Annotated in this window: 20 protein-coding genes; 4 read left to right on the plus strand and 16 right to left on the minus strand. The window is 54.9% G+C overall.

Annotated features, from left to right (window positions below; all coding sequences use genetic code 11):
• Positions 1–48 precede the first annotated feature (48 nt).
• Both alc and AC0VXT_RS18470 read left to right on the plus strand, forming a co-directional pair.
• Complete coding sequence (gene alc / locus AC0VXT_RS18465; RefSeq protein ID WP_475546579.1) at positions 49–1,068, plus strand: allantoicase; 1,020 nt, start codon at positions 49–51, stop codon at positions 1,066–1,068.
• A 9-nt stretch (positions 1,069–1,077) separates the two neighbouring features.
• The gene (locus AC0VXT_RS18470) at positions 1,078–1,590 is read left to right on the plus strand and encodes an ureidoglycolate lyase (protein WP_475546580.1); all 513 of its coding nucleotides are present in this window, start codon (positions 1,078–1,080) and stop codon (positions 1,588–1,590) included.
• 190 nt (positions 1,591–1,780) lie between these two features.
• Here the strand turns inward: AC0VXT_RS18470 and AC0VXT_RS18475 are convergent, their stop codons facing one another.
• From AC0VXT_RS18475 to pspA, 16 genes are all read right to left on the minus strand, one after another.
• Complete coding sequence (locus tag AC0VXT_RS18475) at positions 1,781–2,593, minus strand: tetratricopeptide repeat protein (RefSeq protein WP_475548599.1); 813 nt, start codon at positions 2,591–2,593, stop codon at positions 1,781–1,783.
• Between the two features lie 71 nt (positions 2,594–2,664).
• Positions 2,665–4,398 carry a hypothetical protein gene (locus AC0VXT_RS18480; protein ID WP_475546581.1) on the minus strand — a complete coding sequence of 578 codons (1,734 nt, stop codon included), beginning with the start codon at positions 4,396–4,398 and terminating at the stop codon, positions 2,665–2,667.
• Positions 4,399–4,530: 132 nt separating this feature from the next.
• Positions 4,531–5,313, minus strand: a complete 783-nt coding sequence (locus AC0VXT_RS18485; RefSeq protein ID WP_022732620.1) for a succinate dehydrogenase iron-sulfur subunit — start codon at positions 5,311–5,313, stop codon at positions 4,531–4,533.
• A gap of 25 nt (positions 5,314–5,338) precedes the next feature.
• Positions 5,339–7,135 carry a succinate dehydrogenase flavoprotein subunit gene (gene sdhA / locus AC0VXT_RS18490; protein WP_102783468.1) on the minus strand — a complete coding sequence of 599 codons (1,797 nt, stop codon included), beginning with the start codon at positions 7,133–7,135 and terminating at the stop codon, positions 5,339–5,341.
• Positions 7,136–7,139: 4 nt separating this feature from the next.
• Positions 7,140–7,523, minus strand: coding sequence for a succinate dehydrogenase, hydrophobic membrane anchor protein (gene sdhD / locus AC0VXT_RS18495; protein WP_475546582.1), 384 nt, complete (start codon positions 7,521–7,523; stop codon positions 7,140–7,142).
• A 27-nt stretch (positions 7,524–7,550) separates the two neighbouring features.
• Positions 7,551–7,931, minus strand: coding sequence for a succinate dehydrogenase, cytochrome b556 subunit (gene sdhC / locus AC0VXT_RS18500; protein ID WP_475546583.1), 381 nt, complete (start codon positions 7,929–7,931; stop codon positions 7,551–7,553).
• A 330-nt stretch (positions 7,932–8,261) separates the two neighbouring features.
• The gene (locus AC0VXT_RS18505; RefSeq protein WP_475546584.1) at positions 8,262–9,407 is read right to left on the minus strand and encodes an endonuclease/exonuclease/phosphatase family protein; all 1,146 of its coding nucleotides are present in this window, start codon (positions 9,405–9,407) and stop codon (positions 8,262–8,264) included.
• A gap of 109 nt (positions 9,408–9,516) precedes the next feature.
• On the minus strand, positions 9,517–10,566 hold the full coding sequence (locus AC0VXT_RS18510; protein WP_475546585.1) for a MaoC family dehydratase: 1,050 nt from the start codon (positions 10,564–10,566) through the stop codon (positions 9,517–9,519).
• 93 nt (positions 10,567–10,659) lie between these two features.
• On the minus strand, positions 10,660–11,538 hold the full coding sequence (locus tag AC0VXT_RS18515; RefSeq protein ID WP_475546586.1) for an HpcH/HpaI aldolase/citrate lyase family protein: 879 nt from the start codon (positions 11,536–11,538) through the stop codon (positions 10,660–10,662).
• A gap of 220 nt (positions 11,539–11,758) precedes the next feature.
• Entirely contained in the window at positions 11,759–12,979 is a 1,221-nt protein-coding gene (locus tag AC0VXT_RS18520) for a serine hydrolase domain-containing protein (protein ID WP_475546587.1), read from the minus strand.
• A 10-nt stretch (positions 12,980–12,989) separates the two neighbouring features.
• Positions 12,990–13,322, minus strand: coding sequence for a hypothetical protein (locus tag AC0VXT_RS18525; protein WP_475546588.1), 333 nt, complete (start codon positions 13,320–13,322; stop codon positions 12,990–12,992).
• Between the two features lie 33 nt (positions 13,323–13,355).
• Positions 13,356–13,955 carry an EndoU domain-containing protein gene (locus AC0VXT_RS18530; RefSeq protein WP_475546589.1) on the minus strand — a complete coding sequence of 200 codons (600 nt, stop codon included), beginning with the start codon at positions 13,953–13,955 and terminating at the stop codon, positions 13,356–13,358.
• Between the two features lie 15 nt (positions 13,956–13,970).
• Positions 13,971–15,347 carry an ATP-binding protein gene (locus AC0VXT_RS18535; RefSeq protein ID WP_475546590.1) on the minus strand — a complete coding sequence of 459 codons (1,377 nt, stop codon included), beginning with the start codon at positions 15,345–15,347 and terminating at the stop codon, positions 13,971–13,973.
• 256 nt (positions 15,348–15,603) lie between these two features.
• Entirely contained in the window at positions 15,604–16,215 is a 612-nt protein-coding gene (locus tag AC0VXT_RS18540) for a PspC domain-containing protein (RefSeq protein ID WP_475546591.1), read from the minus strand.
• Entirely contained in the window at positions 16,212–16,460 is a 249-nt protein-coding gene (pspB, locus tag AC0VXT_RS18545; RefSeq protein WP_102783480.1) for an envelope stress response membrane protein PspB, read from the minus strand. The genes AC0VXT_RS18540 and pspB overlap by 4 nt, the downstream gene beginning before the upstream one ends.
• A 50-nt stretch (positions 16,461–16,510) precedes the next feature.
• Positions 16,511–17,185, minus strand: a complete 675-nt coding sequence (gene pspA, locus AC0VXT_RS18550) for a phage shock protein PspA (protein WP_022732633.1) — start codon at positions 17,183–17,185, stop codon at positions 16,511–16,513.
• 139 nt (positions 17,186–17,324) lie between these two features.
• On the opposite strand from pspA, the gene pspF reads away from it, so the two are divergent.
• Positions 17,325–18,380, plus strand: coding sequence for a phage shock protein operon transcriptional activator (gene pspF, locus AC0VXT_RS18555; protein WP_475546592.1), 1,056 nt, complete (start codon positions 17,325–17,327; stop codon positions 18,378–18,380).
• Positions 18,381–18,526: 146 nt separating this feature from the next.
• A complete protein-coding gene (locus tag AC0VXT_RS18560; RefSeq protein ID WP_475546593.1) occupies positions 18,527–19,297 on the plus strand; it encodes an outer membrane protein in 771 nt (256 codons plus the stop codon).
• Positions 19,298–19,310: the final 13 nt, after the last annotated feature.

The following is a 19,310-nucleotide window of genomic DNA, read 5'->3' on the forward strand; positions in this document are numbered from 1 at the left end:
ATCATGCCCGGACCGAATAACAAACGATAAAATCAGGAATGAACTGTTATGAGCCATACTGAAAACCATGATGCACCGGAATTTACACGGCGCTTTGTTAATCTGGCCGATGAACGTCTGGGCGCAGAAGCCATTTTCGCGACCGATGATTTCTTTGCCGACAAACAGCGCATGCTGCAATCGGGCGACGCCATTTTCTATCCCGATCGATATGACGATAACGGCAAATGGATGGATGGCTGGGAAAGCCGCCGCAAACGGGTCGAAGGCCATGATTACTGTGTTGTCCGTCTGGCAACATCGGGCCGCATTCACGGGGTGGATATCGACACCAGCCACTTTACCGGCAACTTCCCGCCTGCAGGCTCACTCGAAGGCTGCTATTGCCCGGCGGGTGATCCGGGTGATGATGCCACATGGACGGAAATTGTTGCCCCCATGGGCCTTGGGGCCAGCGCGCATCACTATGCCGATGTGACCTCGGACGCCATTTACACCCATGTCCGCCTGCACATCTATCCCGATGGCGGGGTGGCACGTTTGCGTGTCTATGGCCGCCCGAACCGCGACTGGACTGAAATGGCTGCCCGCGGCGAACAGGTTGATCTGGCCTCCATGATCAATGGTGGCGTTGTCGTTGGCTGGTCTGATTCCCATTACGGCAACCCGAACGCCATTCTCGCCCCCGGTCGCGGGGTTAATATGGGCGATGGGTGGGAAACCCGCCGCCGACGTGAACCGGGCAATGAATGGCTGATCATTGAGCTTGGCAATCCGGGGGAGATTGAAAAAATCATCGTCGATACCTGCCACTTTAAGGGCAACTATCCTGACCGCGTGTCGATCCAAGGTGCGTTTGTCAACGGGGAAAAGGACAAGTCGCTCACCGCACGTTCGATGTTCTGGTCAACCATCCTGCCCGAAAGCAAAATGCAGGCGGACCATATCCACGAATTTGATGCATCGGCCCTGACCATCAGTGGCCCGGTCACGCATTTGCGGGTCAATTCGATCCCCGATGGCGGTATTAGCCGTTTGCGCATTCTTGGCAAACCGACCAGTAAATAGGGCGGATGCATGTCGATGAAACTTAAGGTCGAACCGCTTACCGCGGATGACTTCGCCCCGTTTGGCGAGGTCATCTCAACCGCGACCGCGCGCGACAGTTACAAAATCAATCTGGGCACCACCACCCGGTTTCACGACATCTCGCGCGTTGATGTCGGGGATCAGGGTGGTGCCCCCATCATCAGCATCTTTCGCGGCACACCACGGGCCACGCCGATTGAAATCAAGATGATGGAACGTCACCCGCTCGGATCGCAGGCCTTCATGCCATTGGCCGGTCAGAAATTCCTGATCGTGGTGGCATCGGGCACGGATACCCCGACACCAGACACCCTACGCGCGTTTATCTCGGACGGCACGCAGGGGGTGACTTACGCCAAAAACGTCTGGCATCATCCGCTTTTGGTCCTTGAGCCCGACAGTGATTTTCTAGTCGTTGATCGCAGTGGTATGAGGGAAAACCTCAATGAAGTTGACCTGCCGCTGGTTGATGGCGACGTGATTACGCTGGATTGGTCATAGGACCGGACGATAAATGGTTGCGTGGCAAGGCACAGCTCTCGGCACGCAACACCATCCGTCACGCCCGCGAAGGCGGGCGTCCATATCGGTCGTAAACGTCCGCTCTTTACTGTTGGCGGATGACGTGCGAGGTCCGGGATGACCGTGCCAGACCTAAGACCTGAACGCGTGCCGGAACAGAATAACTCGTTCATTGCGCCGGAGCTTGCTGACCATTCGATGCCCCGCCCAGATCAAGTGCGAGCAACCGTTTCTGGATGGTTTGTGACAGCACCGGGCTCGGTTCGGCCTGCATTGCGCGCTGATATGCCGCGCGCGCCATATCGGTTTTACCCATCGCAAGCGCGTTATCAGCAAAATGCGCAAGATGTTCGGCCGTCGGCATTGCCTTATTAACCGCAACAAACACGTCTTCGGCCTCGGCGTAGCGTTCCTGTTTGTACAGGATCAAGCCATAGGTATCGAGTGCACCGGGATCATCGGGGGCCACTTGCAAGGCCTTCTGGGAAAGGCGTTCGGCCTCTTTAAGGTTTTCACCGCGCACCGCATAATGGTAGGCAAGCCAGTTGGCCGCCCCCATATTGCCCTGACGGGACGCCTGATAGGCTTCTGCCGTCATGGTATCGCGGTACGATGAAATCACCCCTTCGATGGTTTGCTGATCCAGCCCATCAACCCACGTCAAACCAACCCGCACCGCCTTGCAGCCCTGCGCGTTGGCCTGCTGGCACATGGCAACGGCTTCCTCGACCGCGCCGAGAACCGTTGCCGATGGACCCGCCGCATATTCCTTGCCCGCGTCATCACGCGCCAGTGCCTTAAAATCAATCATCGCCCGGTATCGGTCATCAACCTTGGCCTGTGTCGGTGCCGCCATCATGTCCTGCGGTTCCCAGTTCGAACTGGTATCCCCGCAGGCCGCAAGACCAAGCAGCATGGCAACCGCCACAAACGGGCGCATGGATCGAATGTTAAGGGGACGAAAATCAGGCACGGCAGTCATTCCCTGTGTTGGTGAAAAAGCCAGACGCATCATAGCGCATATCGGTTTTTCAGACATTAACAGCATGGTTTTTACCGGGTTTGGCGCCAGCGTTGCCCACCGATCTTAAGATCAGAATAACGCGGCGCAATCACATCAACCGCCCCGGCTTCCAAATCACGTTGCATCTGGGCACGGTCTCTGTCGTTGGGATCAAGCTGCAAGGTCGCAACCGACACCCATTCGGTGTCTTTGGCGGCATAGCGATAGACCGGGGCGTAATCTTCATCGATGAAAAACACGGCTTCTTCGCTGCCATCGCCATCAAGATCAATCAGCAAAATCGAACACAGGTTCGCCCCGGTATTATCGCGGCAAAACCGGCGATAAAATTCAAGCGGCCCGGTCAGAAGCTCATCAACAAGATCACTTGGCACTTTATGCGTTGCCGGAAAGATCGGAATGCGATCAGCCGCAATCATATCGCCCCGGTCATTGGGATTGCGGTCACGCAAAGCAGTCAGATCGGGCATGGCATCGGGATAGCTTGCCGTAAAGGCGGCAATAGCCGCGATGCCAGGGTCGCCTAATCGGGCGGCCATAAAGGACAGATCATTCAGCGTGCGGGTTGACAGTTCAGAAGATGGCGCTTCGCTCCCAAGCTTCTCCGTCAGGCGGGCCTCCTGACTGCGGGCCGACATGGTCACAGGATCAAGCAACGGCAGATGCACGACAAACGCCGTTACCGCCAGACAGATCGCGATATGGCCAAATGTCGCGCGCAGGGCATTGGGGGCTGATTGGCGACGGCCAAAGGCCGCAACCGATAGCCAAATGGTCGCAAACAGCACAAACAGTGCCGACCAAATGCCATAGGTCCGCGACGGTGTAAGGCCGTAATCGGCCCCCCGAAGCCAGATGGTATAGATCGCAATCGCGGCAAAAACCGGTGCCATCCACAAGGTCACCCGAAAGATGCGATCACCAATCTTACCAAACAGGGTCGATGCCTCACCGGCCTGAACCGCCCCAAACAGCAAATAACTAAGCCCCGCAGCGGCAGCCATCACTGTCCACCACACACCAAAGTCCTGCGCGATCAGGATTTCCCAGCCGCCAAATACGGCAACAGCCAAAAACACCAACAGCCCGCACGCCTGAATGGGATAGAGCACACGGAACATCACGCCGATCACCTGGCGCACCGGGATCAAAAGATTGGCTTTTTCCTGCGCAATCAAAACCCCCGTCGCAAACGCAACCCCCGACAGGGGCGCACCAATATATCCTTCGGCAATAAAGTCCCAAATCTGATCAAGCCCGACCAGCTCAAGCAGGGCGGTCAGCGCATATAAAAGCGGCCAAAGAATACCAATCGCCAAAAGTCCGAAGGCCAGCGAAAGCTTGATCGACCAGATTTCCGGCACCAACGCCGCGCGGTCGCGATGGTTTGGCAAAACCGTTGTTTGCGGGCGCGCCCATATCCGCCAGGCTGCCACCGCAATGCCAACCCAAATCGCCTGACAGACCAAAAGCCCGGTTGTTGGAATATCGGTCACAAAATCAAACCCGACGAAAACCTGAAAGCTTAAAACCTGAAGGGCGGCAAGACCCGCAACGCCAAGGGTAAAAAGCACATCATCGCGCAGGTTGCGCACGCCAACCGCAAACCAGTTGCAAAAGGCAAGGCTTGCGACAAATGTCATCAGACTTGTCAGGGCATATTCATCCAACGGCGCGTAACTGCTCAAATACCAGAACGCCAATCCATATGCCGCCCCGCTCAGCGGAAACATCCAGTGCCTGTTGTTCATTGATGTACTCATGCTTGTGCCCAAATGCGGTCTTATCGCCGCGAAGTTTGCATTAGAACAGAAAAAGCCGCCAGGATCATCAGATCACTGGCGGCTTTAACATGTTGGCGTAAAACGCCTATTTCAGGGCAACCCGATGCGCAATTATGCGCGGCGTTCTGCAATCATCTTTTTGATTTCAGTAATCGCAAGCGACGGGTTCAGGCCTTTCGGGCAGGTATTGGTGCAGTTCATGATCGTGTGGCAACGATACAGGCGGAACGGATCTTCGAGTGCATCGAGACGTTCACCGGTATATTCATCACGCGAGTCTGCCAACCAGCGATACGCCTGAAGCAAAACGGCCGGGCCGAGGAATCGGTCGGAGTTCCACCAATAAGACGGGCACGCGGTCGAACACGAGAAGCACAAAATGCATTCCCACAAACCGTCAAGCTGCGCACGTTCTTCACGCGACTGCAAACGCTCCCCATCCGGCGGTGTCGGGCTATCGGCCTTAAGCCACGGCTCGATCGAGGCCAGCTGCGCATAGGGCTGCGACAGATCAGGCACCAAATCCTTAACCACCGGCATATGCGGCAGCGGATAGATTTTGACCTCACCCTTGATGTCATCAATCGGCTTAAGACACGCAAGCGTGTTGCGGCCATCAATGTTCATCGCGCACGAACCGCAAATGCCTTCACGGCATGAACGGCGGAACGTCAGGGTCGCATCGATCTCGTTTTTAATCTTGATCAACGCATCCAGCACCATCGGACCACACTTATCGAGATCAATATCGTAAGTGTCGGTCCGCGGGTTGTCGCCGCTGTCAGGATCAAAACGATAGATCTTGAAGCTACGTGTGTTCTTCGCGTCAGCCGGAGCAGAGAACGACTTGCCCTCTTTAACGACCGAATTGGCGGGAAGATTGAATTCTACCATCTCTCAAATCCTCTCTTGCCGCGCCTTAATAGACGCGCTCTTTCGGCTCGATGTATGACACTTCGTCGGTCAGGGTGAAGTTGTTAACCGGACGATACGTCAGATCAACAGCATACCCCTTGGCGTCATCCACCTTGGCAATGGTGTGCTTCATCCAGACTTCGTCATCACGTTTTGGATAATCTTCGTGGGCATGTGCCCCACGTGATTCGTGACGCGCTTCTGCCGAATTCATTGTCGCTGCGGCACAGGTCATCAGGTTCTCAAGTTCGAGAGTCTCGACCAGGTCCGAGTTCCAGATAAGGGACCGATCCGAAACGCCAACATCGGGAAGTGTTTTGGCGGTCTCAGACAATTTGTCCTTACCCTCTTTCAGGATTTCAGCCGTCCGGAACACGCCGCAGTTACCCTGCATCACGCGCTGCATTTCCAAACGGATATCTGCCGTCGGACGCGAACCCTTGGCCCAGCGCAGACGATCAAAACGGGCAATCGCTTCGTCGCCGTCGGTGGTTTTAAGTTCCTTGAACGATGATTTCGGATCGACCACTTCGGCGGCATGCATGCCGCATGCACGGCCAAACACCACCAGATCAAGCAGCGAGTTGGTACCAAGGCGGTTTGCACCATGGACCGACACACAGGCGGCTTCGCCTGCGGCCATCAGGCCCTTAACAATTGCGTTGGGGTCTTTGGCGGTCGGGCGCAGAACTTCGCCCTTATAGTTGGTCGGAATGCCGCCCATGTTGTAATGGACCGTCGGAAGAACCGGGATCGGTTCCTTGGTCGCATCAACACCGGCAAAGATTTTTGCGGTTTCGGTAATGCCCGGCAGACGTTCCCACAGCACTTCCGAACCAAGATGTTCAAGATGCAGGTGGATATATTCGCCGTGCTCGCCAACACCACGACCATCGCGGATTTCCTGTGACATGCCACGCGACACAACGTCACGCGATGCAAGGTCCTTAACGGTCGGCGCATAACGTTCCATGAAACGTTCGCCTTCGGAGTTGGTCAGATACCCGCCTTCGCCGCGCGCGCCCTCGGTGATCAGGCAACCTGAACCGTAAATGCCGGTCGGATGGAACTGAACAAATTCCATGTCCTGCAAACCAAGGCCTGCACGTGCGACCATGCCATGACCGTCACCGGTGCATGTATGGGCCGAGGTGCAGCTAAAGAATGCACGGCCATAACCACCCGATGCCAGAATGACCATCTTGGCATTGAAACGGTGCATTTCACCGCTATCAAGGTCCCAGGCCACCAAACCGCGGCAGGTGCCATCATCGTCCATGATCAGATCAAGGGCGATATATTCGACAAAGAACTCGGCTTTATGCTTCAGGCACTGCTGATACAGGGTATGGAGCATGGCGTGACCGGTACGGTCAGCCGCGGCACAGGCCCGTTCAACCGGCGCCTTACCGTGATCACGGGTGTGACCACCGAACGGGCGCTGATAGATTTTGCCATCTTCGGTGCGCGAAAACGGCATGCCGTAATGTTCAAGTTCATGAACAGCCGGCACCGCGTTGCGGCACATATATTCGATCGCGTCCTGATCGCCCAGCCAGTCTGACCCCTTGACGGTGTCATACATATGCCACTGCCAGTGATCTTCAGACATGTTGCCAAGCGACGCACCAATGCCACCCTGTGCCGCAACAGTGTGCGAACGTGTCGGGAAGACCTTGGTGATACATGCGGTTTTAAGCCCGGCCTCAACCGTACCCAGCGTCGCGCGAAGACCCGCGCCGCCCGCACCCATAACAACAACGTCGTAGTTATGGTCGATGATTTTATAAGATTCACTCATTGGCTCAGGCTCCGGCAAAAACGATACGCAAGACCGATACAATGGCAGCAACGGACAGGAATGCCGCCACAGCCTTGATCAGCATCAACGAAATCATTTCTACTTTACGGTTATGCACATAATCTTCGATCACGACTTGCAGGCCGTGCGTGGTGTGCACAGCAACGCTGACAATCATCAGGATCATCATCGTCGAATGGAAGTACGAGCTCAACCACGCATGGACCGCGTCATAGTTGGCTGTATGTCCGGCAAGAATCGAAATTATGAACCAGATGCCGAGCGGAAGGTTCGCCATAGCTGTAACGCGCTGGGTCCACCAGTGCGATGCGCCACTTTTGGCAGAACCAAGACCGCGAACACGGCCAAGATCGGATTGCATCTTCATGACAAGTTTGTCCCCTCTTGCCCGGCCTTAGGCCAGACCGATGATCCAGGTGATAATGGTCAGCACAACTGCCGCGCCAAGGACGACGGGGTTGCTTTTTGCCGCACCCTCATTCGACAGGCCGCGACCAGTGTCCCAGACAAGATGCCGGACACCGTTGCAAGCGTGGAAATAAAATGCCACCGTCCAACCGAACAGCAACAAAAGACCAAACCACGAGGTGAAAAATGCCTGATAGCCTTCAAAGGCATCACGGCCAGCGCCGGCACCAATCAGCCAGGACGCTAAAAATACGAAACCAACGGCAAGGCCGACACCCATCACGCGGAAAGTAATGGACATCACTGCTGCCATCGGAAGCCGGTACACCTGTAAATGCGGAGACAGCGGCCGATTGGCTTTGCTCATAACGGAATTGCCTCTTCTCAAAGTAGCTGGCGGGAAAGCAGGGTTTATTTACCCATGCGAGCCGTTTGAGTCAATCTGAACCCCTCTGTAAACCAAAGAAATCAGTGATCAAATCGGGTTCTAGCTTCCGTTTAACTACGTAGGTTGACCTCTCAGACACCGTAAACGACCCGCGGGAAGGGCCCAAAGTAAGACTCGGCGTCAAACTCCTGAAGTGCATACGGCATAACGTGGACTTAGCAATTGCACAATTAGACCTTCTTACGCAAGACAACAGCAATGCGATCAATGGCTAATATCCGTCAAAGATGAGGATGAATGTGCTGGCAATCAACCGTCGGCAAGCACCGCATTGAGATAATCTTTGGAAAAATCGGTCTGAATTTCACACCAGAGAAGTTTATGGTCCGACATTTGATGCTTGCGATAATATCGCCGGTAATAATTTTCCTTCTGATCGCGGGTGCGCAAATTGCCGTCACTGTTGCGATCAAACGCCGTCCCCCAGACGTGATCAAGATAATGGTCGCTGTCCTCGTTGCGATAAATCACATCAAACATGCTAAATACGCCCGATCGCAGCAAACTGAACCGATCATCGGCCAACCGGAACGCAATCTGATCATAATGATGCTTTCCCGACAGGCTGGTCGGGGCGTTCTTGATCGCCTCGGGGATGACAAACCCGGCGCCTTCAAGCGCCTGCATGGTGTGATGCTCGGGCGACACAATGTTGAAATCACCCAGTAGGACAAAATTGGCCGCCTTGCCCTGTACCTTCTGTTCCTTGCTTTGACGTGCGGCAAGAAAATCGGCTATGCGGCGTATTTCTTCACGCCGATGCGCCATTTCCGGACTGGTTTCAGATGCATTGCCATAAAAGATATGCACCGTACACAGCTTGAATTTGAACCAGCCGGACTGAAAGGCGACGGAAAAGGGCGTTCGGGCAAACTGCACACCGTCCGCGTCGTCATCGTCTCGACCGGCGGCAACATCATCGGCATCACTGGCGCGCCCCGGCTCGACAATCTTCTGCCCGGTCGGCAGGACAATTTCACCGGCCTCGCGGCGAAACCACACCTTGGATTTACGAAAGGCAAAGGCAAGCCGTTCGCTATTGCCTTTGCTGCCTTCGGTGGTGTCGGTGACGATATAGTCCCAGCCACTGCCCAAATGATCGCGAAACAGCGTTTCAAGGGCCGCAAGGTTTTCGTTTACTTCCTGGATCGCCACCAGATCGAAATGATCGATGATTTCAGCGATATACATCATCGACTCGGCCTCACGGGTATAAGCCCCGCCATTGCCAAAATGCATCAGGTTCCATGACGCCAGACGCAGGCTTTGTGTCTCGGCCTCCGCCCCGGCAAGAATGTCTGATTTCAAACGATCCTTAAGCCGCAAAAGCGCACTGGCGACAAACCGACGATGGATCAGGTTTTCAATATCGCGGATGGGTTTGACATTGGTCACGGCACCCTCACACTGCAATTTATGGTGAATACGTTATTCTACGCAATTCAACCATAAATTAAAGTTACAATTTCAAAAGCAACCAAAGCGATTATCGGACACCGCGCACCTAGCGCGGAATGAGAACCGTATAATCAAAGTCCAAAAGAACATCCGTGTGATATTTCCCGTCCTCCGTCCGCAACGGAAAATCGCTTGCCCGGCGATCTCGCACCGCCACAAGCCGCAAACGAAGCGCGCCAACATCGCGCCGACCGGGCAGCTCGAACTTGCCCAAAACTTCTGACCAGGCAAAAACCGTATCCCCGGCAAAGGCCGGATTGGCATGTGCCCCGGCATTGATTGCGGCAATCTTGAACGCATTGCCCAACCCGTTAAACGACAAGGCGCGGGCCAGCGATATGATATGCCCGCCATAAATCAGCCGCTTGCCAAACCGCCCGGCACCGGCGGCCACCTGATCAAAATGCACCTTGGCGGTATTTTGATACAGCCGGGTTGCGATCTGATGTTCGGCTTCTTCAAGGGTCATGCCATCAATATGATCAATCTTTTCCCCGACATAATAGTCATCCCAAAGATCGGGCGATCCTGAAAGTTCGGTATCATAATCGGACGCATCCAACCCAACGGGCACCTGAAGCGCCTCGGGGGAGACAACCGTTGGCAGCTCGGGCAAAACCGTTTCGGGGGCCGGCGCGGATTGGTCTTTTTTGACCACCATCACCCAGCGATTGTAATCAAGTACCATCTCGCCGCGCTGATTGCGCCCGACGGTATTGACGTAAACAACGCCAGTTTTGCCGTTTGAATTTTGCTTGAGCCCGGTCACGGTCGAGACCGAACTTACCGTATCACCGGGATAGACCGGAACGCCAAATACCCCCCCGGCATATCCCAGGTTGGCCACCGCATTTAACGACACATCGGGCACCGTTTTGCCAAACACCATGTGAAACGCCAACAGGTCATCAACGGGGGCGGATTTAAACCCGATCCGATGGGCATAAACGTCTGACGACTGCACGGCAAAACGCGGACCATACAGCCCTGTATAAAGGGCGACATCGCCCGATGTGATGGTGCGCGGCGTCGCGTGGCGGATTTCCTGCCCGATGCGGAAATCCTCGAAATAGTTCCCCGGATTGGTCTTTGACATTCGATGGCCTCCCTAAAGGCAAAACTCTGCAAACGTCCGGTTCAGTCGGATTTTATGTCTCTCTTATCCGAACCGGTGTCATAGGCTGGCGGCTCAGGCCCCGTCCATTTCGCCGATCAAATCGGCCATGGTCACCAGTTTCCGGGCTGACACCACATGCAGGTTTTCAATCAGCTTGCCCTCCACAACAACAACGCCCTTGCCCTCGGACGCGGCCTGCTCAAACGCCGCAATGATCTTGCGCGCCCAGGCAACATCCGCCTCACTTGGCGCAAAGGCCGTATTGGCCGCGCCAATTGTTTTGGGATGAATAAGGGTTTTGCCGTCAAAGCCCATCTCGCGGCCCTGCTGGCAGGATGCGGCAAATCCATCGTCATCGGACAGATCAAGATGCACCCCGTCCAAAATCGCCAAACCAAAGGCCCGTGCCGCCAAAATGCACAGACCAAGGCTTGTGATCATCGGCAAACGATCCGGGGTATGGGCGCAGTTCAAATCCTTCGCCAGATCAGACGTCCCCATGACAAACCCGCCAAGCTTGGGATGGGCGCCTGCAATTTCCTTGGCATTGAGCATCGCAAGCGGCGTTTCCATCATGCACCAGATGCGCATGTCCTCATGCGCGCCTTCGGCCGCCATGATGTTTGCCACCTGCCGCACGGTATCGGCACTTTCGACCTTGGGCAGCAAAATCGCATCGGCCGATGTTTTCGCTGCCGCGACAATGTCGGCGTAGCCCCACGGGGTATTCAGCCCATTGGTCCGGATTTGAATTTCACGTTTGCCATACCCGCCCTCGGCCAAGGCCGAGACAATCTGATCGCGAGCGCTATCCTTGGCATCGGGCGCCACCGCGTCTTCCAGATCAAGGATCAACCCATCAGCGGGCAGGCTTCGACCCTTTTCCAGCGCGCGGGCGTTGGATCCCGGCATATACAAAACAGACCGGCGCGGACGTGGGGCAGCAGCCATCAGACATCTCCCGTTTGATAATATTTGTTCAAATTTGACGTTTTATTTTTACGAAAATTACCCAAACTTGTTTTGCGCTGCAAGTCACTTTTTGCACTGCGGGATGAATACGTTTGAAATAGGAAGGTCCATAATGCCGATCCTCAGCCATTGCCCGCCCGGCAAAATGCTTGGACCACATCAATTCAGGTAAAATAATCTCGGGTCGGGTAAAGGAAAATTATTCCGGTTTCCCAAAAAGCCCGGTCATCAACATGCTGGTGACGGTCGGAACGTCGTTTAACGCCCGCCCGTTTGACAGAAACACCACCACGGTGTCCTGATCGGGGAACCATGAAAATTCGGCGGAATAGCCAAAGTAAATCCCGTCATGCCCCCACACTGGACCCCACGCACTATTGCCGATTACAAACCCATAGCCATAAGACCCATCCCCGGCAAAAATCGTATCACTGGTCGCGCGCTCAATTGCATTGGGGCCCAATAACACCCCGTTAACAAACAGTGCCCGGGCAAATTTCACCATGTCTTCTACCGTGGACATCACCCCGCCATCGGCAAGCTGATCACCCACATCATAATCGGTGACGTCTTCAAGCTGCCCGTCATCATCGGCATCATCAAACCCGCGCGCCAGAAGGTCCGGGCGCGGAAACCGGCCAAAGGATGTATTGCGCATTTCGGCGGGTTCAAAAATCCGGCGGTTAAACACCGCTTCAATAACGTCGCCCTCAACCGCCTCAATCATGATGCCCAGCAAGATAAAATTGCTGTTGGATGGGGCATAGGTCGAACCGGGCTCAAAATAGGCATCATGATCGGCAATCAGCGGCAACAACTCAATGTTGCGCCAGCCATGTTGCGGATCACTGCCGACCAGCTGAAAGAAAAACTCCCCATCAAGATAATCGGGGATGCCCGAACTGTTGCGCAAAAGATCGCGAATGGTCGCCGTCTCGCCGTTGGCAATACGGCCCTTGTATTCCTCGGGCAGGAACTTACCGATTTTATCTGACAGATTGATGCGTTTTTCCGACGCCAGCTGCAAGGTCACCACAGATGTCATCATCTTGGTCAGCGACCCGATATAAAACTGCCGGTCGGCCGTCATCGCCGTATCAGGCTTGACCGAGGCATAGCCGCTCGCCGCCGTGCGCAGCGTCCCATTGCCATAACCAATGCCAACAACCGCACCGGGCAACCCGGCATGATCGACATATTGCTTCAGGAAAATCTCAAGCGGATCGGCATCGGGTTGTGTCTCCCCCTGTGCCGTCTGTGCCATCGCCCCGGTCGGACACAGCATGGCCGGGAACACATATGCCCCCAGCACCAGCACCGCAAAAACCCCAAAAACCCGATGCAGCTTTATCATACGCCCCATAATCTCGTTGCCCATTATCCAATGGCGACCATCTGCGCGGCCTTGCGAACCTGCCATTTTGTGGTGTTCATCGGTCAATCTGCTTGCACCAGGCCACCAGTGCAGCCCGCAATTCTTGCGTTTTAACCTGCACCGAAGGATCGCCCGCGTCGTCATAGACCGGTGATATGTCGGAAACCTCCATCCCCACATTGAGGATATGGGCATTCATCGCCATTTCCCAACCCGTTGATTTTCCCGAAATCACATCTTCCACCTTGGCCAGAACCTGTCCCGCCCAATCGGGCACAGCCTGAACATCAAAAACCAGAACGGCACAAATCTGATCGTGTCCGGTGTTGCCGACAATCCGCCCCGGCCAGTCGGGAACAAATGCCTCATTGTCGTTCGATGCGGTCATTGATTTTGTCCTTAAAAACAGCCTGCTACGCACTTAACGCAGCGGAAAGGCCGTATTGATCCGACCGTCCTTGAGCAACCCCATCGCGATCAAAAACCGCGATTGTGGCGCCGCCCCGACACAGAATTTCACATCGTCCCCGATCGATCCGCCGTCCCCCGGCCGATTGGCCCCGCATTGCCACCAACCGGACGATCCCGCCGGACAGGCTTGGCGATGCTCAAACGCATACAGGATCGATGCCGTCACCTGTTCCATGCTGCACGCATCGGGAAACAGGCTGGAAAACTTTTGTGGATCATCCCCATTCCGATTGCGCAAGCGCACGGTCCCGGCATAAATCCCGTTGGCGTTCGGGCTTTGCGTCACCTCAACATCCGCCACCGTGGCCGGATTGATCGCATTTGGCCGGGCATGAAACCCGGTTGCCGATCCGTTGGACCGGATTTCACCGCAAAACACATGATCAAGGTTGATCGGAGGCGTGCTTTTGCTCCACGCCGGGTCTGCCGGGCAGGCCACCTGTGCGCGCGCTGGCAAGATCAGCACAAACACCCCGACAATGATGATAACGGCGAGACCCGTAATACCACCACCAATGCCCAACAGCCCTAAACTCCGGCGACCTGTCATGTCTCACACCCGTCCTTAAAGCTGAGAAAACTCAAGCCCGATACGAAGGGCTAGCACACTGGCCGGTTCAAACCGCATCGGCACCCCGCCAATTTTCCCGCCGTGCCATTGCGCCTTGGTCAAAACAAACGCACCCAGCGGCAAGGCATGACTGCCCCGGAAATTAACCAATGCACGGATTTCCTTGGGCTTGCGGATCGCTTCATCCCGCCACAGACAATGATAGGCAAAAAGCGGCGTCCCCGACCGGCGATCCAGGAACACAAATGGCACCTCATAATGCCCCCAGCGCGCGTAATAGAGGCTTTCCATCCCGACACTGGACGTCAAAAACTGCGTCTGGATCGCGGTTTCCGCCAACCGGGTGATTGTCGCACTGTCGGACGTTCGCGCGCCAATAAGCCCGGTACGCAAACCCGGATGGATCAGATGGACCTTAAACGCCACCGCACGCTGGAACGGCTTGGCATCCTGATCAACCCGTTCAAGGCGGCGCACCAGCCACGCACTTTCAAGATATTCCAGATAACGGCGCAGCGTATTTTTGGCGATATCAAGCTCACGCGCCAGCGTCTCGATCGAAAATTCCGACCCCGTGTTATAGGCCAGAAGCGCAAACAACCGATGCAAATCCGACGGGCTTGAAATCCCGTGCAACCCCGGCAAATCGGAATGAAGCGACCGGTGAATGGCGCGCGCTTCGCCGTTGCGGTCATGAAAGCCGCCTTCATTGATATAGGCCTCGAACATCTCGTTAAGCTCAACCAACCCACCGGGCACATCGGACGTATAACGCCCGACATTTGGCGTTTCGGGCAAAACGTCAGTTGGCGAAACGCCATTTTGTTCAAGATATTCGGCAAAACTGAACGGGGGTAAAAACAGGCTCTGGATATGTCCGGCACTGTCCGCACTTGGAGCCAGCGCACTGACCGCCACCACACGCAACAGCGGATCCGCCACCAGCAATTGCGCCAATCGGTCTTCCCAGTGGCGTTGATAAGACACCTCATCGACGAAAATCCACAATGGATGATCGGCCGAAATACCGCGCATCGAGCGCAGTAATTTGGGCAGGCGCGGCAGGTCAATTTCCAAAAACAGCGGATGTTCAAGCGAGATATAGCAAACATGGCGGCGCGGCGTGTCGGCATTCAGCAAGCCTGCAATCGCCTGGCGCATCATCACGGTTTTACCCACCCCGCGCGGCCCGGTCAGGACAACCGCCTTTTGCCCGTCATGCTTTTCAATTGCCGCCCAGAACCGCTTGAAAAAGGCGCGCTGCGGCAAATCATGGACCAGATCGTCCGTCACCCCGTCCCACCACGGGTTATCTTGCATCAAACGGTGCAGAAAGTCCTGCTCACCGGGATGTTCGATCATGGTCGCCATTGTCACCTACCCAAAATATTCCGCCGCCCATCGCGCGTCTTTGGCGATAGTGCCAAGGAAAACCTTTAAATTAGGTATAGTGATAAACGCTATTTGACAATTATTTCGCAATTCCCTGCAAACAAAAGAAAAACCGGACCCGCAAAGCAGATCCGGCAAAAAAGGCTGGTGGCGATTTCACATTGCAGACGCAAGGGGGATCGGTTGCAAGGGAAATCGGGGATTTGAAATCGCCACCCGTATCGCGTTCGTCGCGTTACGTTTTATCGTTGGGGGAGGAAGGATCGTTTTTCGGATCCTTTGAATGTGCATCATCGTCGGATGCTGCATCATCCTTTTTCATTTTTTCAAGTTCGGACGCCAACCGGTAATCGCCAGAGGCAACAAACCCTTCCATCGAGCCGGTCCGGCTTTCAAGGTCGTCAAACTTCTCACGCAGCTCTTCCATCCACGGCTCTTCAAAATCAACGCCCATGGTCGGACGATCTTCCGGGGCCGTGCTGCTTGATGCCGTGCTGCTTGCTTTGGCGTTATGGCGCGCTTGATGTGATGCATTGCCACGCGATGCGCCGCCAAACTTGCCGCGCAATCCGTCAAACCATGACGGATGATGGACAAAGGCCCATGCAATGCCAAACAGCATCACACCCACCGGGAAACTGAACACAAGGATCAGGATAAAGGCAATCAAAACGCCCTTACGTGGAATGCCAAAGCTTTCCGCAATCCCGCGCGTGGTGCGACCAATCACACCGTGGCATTTCTCGCCGTTCTGGTCACGCTTGCGCGCACGGCATCCGCCGCGATCACGGCTTTTGTGACCACACCGATACCCACCGCCATCAGCAGTCGCTTGCTGGGCACTCATATCCTGTTCCTCCATTCGACAACCTCGGCATCCAACAGGCGTTCAAGTGTTTCGACACGGCCTTCCAGACGTTCCGCCCGTTTTTTCAAACCCGCCACGAGTTCCTTTTCGTGCGCGGCTTGCTCCGGGCTTTGTGCGCGCTGTGCCGTCTTCATCCGTTTCCAGACCGTTATATAATGAAACACAACCCAGACCGGGCCAACAACGGTAATAAATACGATAAGAGGTACAGCAAACGCCCACATGTCTGTCAGCTCATTCCTTGTTCAGGTGCACGAAACCCTCGGCACGCTGATTATTTGTCTTTCTTGACGTTCTTCACGCGCGATTTAAGCTCCTTGAGATCATCTTCAATCCCAATTTCGCCCTCAAGGTCTTCAAACTGTTCTTCAAGGCTCTGCCCGCGACCAAGGTCCCAAGAATCCGCACCCGCTTCAAGTTCGTCAATCCGGCGTTCCATCTGCTCATAGCGCAGAAGTGCGTCATCAATCTGACCAGAATGGATCTTTTCACGCATTTTGACACGCTTTTCAGCCGTCTGCATACGGATTTCCACCGCGCGCTGCTTGCCCTTGGCTTCATTAAGCTTGTTCTGCAATTTGTTGAGATCCTCGTCAAACTTGCCAAGGGTCTCTTCAATCACTTCAAGCTCACGCTCCAGAACAAGACTCTGATCAGCCAACCGGCGGCGCGCCATCAGCGCACCCTTGGCCAGATCATCACGGCCCTTGGACACGGCAAATTCCGCCTTGGTGTCCCACTCGACCTGACCGTCGTGCAGCTTTTTAAGCTTACGCTCGACTTCTTTCTTGTCGGCAATCGCCTTGACCGCGCTGGAGCGGACCTCAACCAGAGTGTCTTCCATTTCCTGGATCATCAACCGCACCATTTTTTCCGGATCTTCGGCACGATCCAGAAGCGAGTTGATGTTGGCATTTACGATATCGGACAAACGCGAAAACACGCCCATTGTCAGATCTCCTTCAAAATACGGGGACGCAAAAATTCTGACATCACTATTTCAAATGCCGTGCCAGTTTCATCAATTGTTATATTTCAACATCTTACACAATCATCAGACTATTAAATTAACTTTTTTCGCGACATTAATGTCGATTTTCGATATCGTTTTTCGCGAAATGGACAGTTTGCAACCAATCTTGGGCGAAGACCCCATTTTTCTGGCCGTCCTTGAGCATGTCTCACGTCTGGCACCGATTGAACGCCCGTGTCTGGTGATTGGTGAACGCGGATCGGGCAAGGAGCTGATTGCTGCGCGCCTGCATTACCTGTCCAAACGCTGGGGCGGGCCGCTGGTTAAGGTCAATTGCGCAGCCCTTTCTGAAACACTGCTGGATACCGAGCTGTTTGGCCACGAAGCCGGGGCCTTTACCGGGGCCGCGCGGCGCCATATTGGCCGATTTGAACGCGCACACGGCGGCACCATCATCCTGGATGAAATCGCCACCGCCAGCCCGGTGGTACAGGAAAAGCTGCTGCGTGTTGTCGAATATGGTGAAATTGAACGGGTTGGCGGTTCCGAGGTGATCGAAATCGACACCCGCGTCATTGGTGTGACAAATGAAAACCTGCGTGAACTGGCCAAAACCGGCAAGTTTCGCGCCGATCTCCTTGACCGCCTCGCCTTCGACGTCGTTGCCGTGCCGCCGCTGCGCCAAAGGTCTGATGATATCCTGCCCCTTGCAGAACAGTTCGCGCTGGAAATGACCAAACGCCTGTCACGTCAGGTTTTCGCTGGCTTCACCGCAACCGCCGCCCGCCAACTTCTCAGCCATTCCTGGCCCGGAAATGTGCGCGAGTTGCGCAATGCGGTTGAACGCAGCCTCTATCTTTCCGAAGACGACGAAGCCCCGCTATCTCACATCATCCTCGACCCGTTTGCCGGTATCTGGACCGAAACAGACCGCGACAGCACTCCAGAACCCCTGCCCGATCAAACGCTCCCACGCGAACCACACGATACAACCGGCACAACCGGCACAACCGATTTCAAATCACAGGTCGCGGACTTCGAAATCAAACTGCTGAAACAGGCCCTATCGGACCACGCCAACAACCAGACCGAAGCCGCCAAGGCGCTTGATCTGAATTATCATCAGTTCAGACGATTGCTTGAAAAGCATGACCTGTTGCCGGGCAAGTAGGCCGGTCTGTCGAGAAAGAGTGGAATGACCCGATGTCGATTCAAGTGATTTTCAATCACTCGGAAATTGTCTGTTGCCGGACAACTAAGCCTAAGGCTAATGTATATAATATTTATAAAATCTATAGAGCTAGAGGTCGATGTCACATGATTTCACGTAACTGGATACCCGCACAATTGCGCAATCCTCGCCAAGCCGCTTGGATTGGCCTCATTGGTCTTTTGAGCAGTGCCGGGCTAAACACTTCTGCTCATGCGCAAGACGGATGGCTACTCACCCCATACCTGCGTGCTGACCTTGGCTATTCCATGACCATTGACGATCAAGACGATTTTTTCGACAGCGCTGAGCGCGACACTGTCGAATTGACAAGTTATAAAGGGCAACGTTACCAGATCGGTGCCGGACTGAATCTTACGGACTATCTGCGGACCGACATCACGGTATCGTATGGTGCCCAACTGTCCGCAGCAGATGACTATCGTGACGCGGACGGCACTCCAAACAAGCCCGCCAATAAGTTAAATAGCGGCGCTTTCGAGACGTCCAACTGGACGACGATGATGAACGTTTATGTCGATCCGTTGAGCATTGCCGGCGTTGATGTCGGCGCCTTTTCCCCCTACTTGCAAGGCGGCGTTGGTTGGGCGCGGAACAAAACGGAAAAGCTTTTCTTTCCAGATAGTACTTTCATTCGCGGCGAGACGCATAACGACCTTGCCTGGCAGATTGGCGCAGGCGTAGGATACGCGATATCCGACCATTGGAAGCTGGACCTGTCCTACCGCTACCTTGACATGGGAGAAGTGCGCGGCGGTGACACGTATATCAATGGCGCGACCACAACCAAAATTGAAGCAACCCAGTTCGACCTGCGGGCCCACGAAATCATGATCGGCCTGCAATACCAGTTCTGACTACGCCATGCGG

The sequence above is a fragment of the Thalassospira sp. Z349TD_5 genome, assembly GCF_056173045.1.